Annotated in this window: 2 protein-coding genes; both read right to left on the bottom strand. The window is 42.1% G+C overall.

All coding sequences use genetic code 11. The features are described 5' to 3' along the window. Positions 1 to 85: 85 nt before the first annotated feature. A complete protein-coding gene (locus HZF24_RS19400; RefSeq protein WP_322790762.1) occupies positions 86 to 463 on the bottom strand; it encodes a group II intron maturase-specific domain-containing protein in 378 nt (125 codons plus the stop codon). A gap of 119 nt (positions 464 to 582) precedes the next feature. Next, positions 583 to 729 (bottom strand): hypothetical protein, encoded by a 147-nt coding sequence (locus HZF24_RS19395; protein ID WP_322790761.1) that lies wholly within the window; start codon positions 727 to 729, stop codon positions 583 to 585. Positions 730 to 768 lie beyond the last annotated feature (39 nt).

The following is a 768-nucleotide window of genomic DNA, read 5'->3' as shown; positions in this document are numbered from 1 at the left end:
ATCGGGTAGGAGGCTCCCATTAATTGGGTAGCCGACCTCCCGCACCACCGTACGTACCGTTCGGTATACGGCGGTTCTTTAGTTTTCACAGTTTTTTCAAATAATAGTCAGTCATGGACAAATATCCAAGGCTGGCTATTTCTTTCTTTGTTAGTACGCTGTTCAGCATCAAAGCTGCTCTCCATGTGCCTTTTCGGCAATTTGCGAGTTCGTGCACCTTCCATTCGGGTATTGCAAATTTGTTTATCATTGCATATCTTGTTCTGACTCTTTTCCACTGTTTCCAATAGATTGCCCTTATCCTTCGGCGTAGCCACTCATCTATCCTTGCTAGTGTCGCTTTCATATCTGCCATACCGAAGTAGTTAACCCATCCTCTTATGAACCATGTTAGCCTTTGGATTCTGTATTCATTGCCCCATCCATTGTTCCTCGCTGTCAATTCCTCAAGCTTCGCTTTCATCTTTACAATAGACTTCTGATGAACCCTCATTCTGCATTTTCCCTTATGCCTATAGAAGCTGTAACCAAGGTATTTTACTTTACTGAAATTTGCTACTTGTGTCTTGTCTCTATTTACCTTTAGAAACAGCCCTCTATATATGGCACAATGTTTGCCAAGGTTCTCTTTGCACTCTTTCTGCTTTTACAGAAAATCATACAATCATCTGCATAGCGAACAAACCTATGTCCTCTTCGCTCAAGTTCTTTATCAAGCTCATTGAGCATGATATTACTGAGTAATGGGCTTAGTGGACCGCCTTATGC

Origin of the sequence: Sedimentibacter hydroxybenzoicus DSM 7310, assembly GCF_013403245.1 — a bacterium.
In the GTDB taxonomy this organism is placed as follows: domain Bacteria; phylum Bacillota; class Clostridia; order Tissierellales; family Sedimentibacteraceae; genus Sedimentibacter; species Sedimentibacter hydroxybenzoicus.
Note: the sequence above shows the minus strand (reverse complement) of the source record. Positions and strands in the feature narration are given on the sequence as shown.

Bases quoted from the DNA above. Each gene is read 5' to 3' on its own strand.
- HZF24_RS19400 (WP_322790762.1), bottom strand. From the start codon at position 463: ATGAAAGCGAAGCTTGAGGAATTGACAGCGAGGAACAATGGATGGGGC.
- HZF24_RS19395 (WP_322790761.1), bottom strand. From the start codon at position 729: ATGCTCAATGAGCTTGATAAAGAACTTGAGCGAAGAGGACATAGGTTT.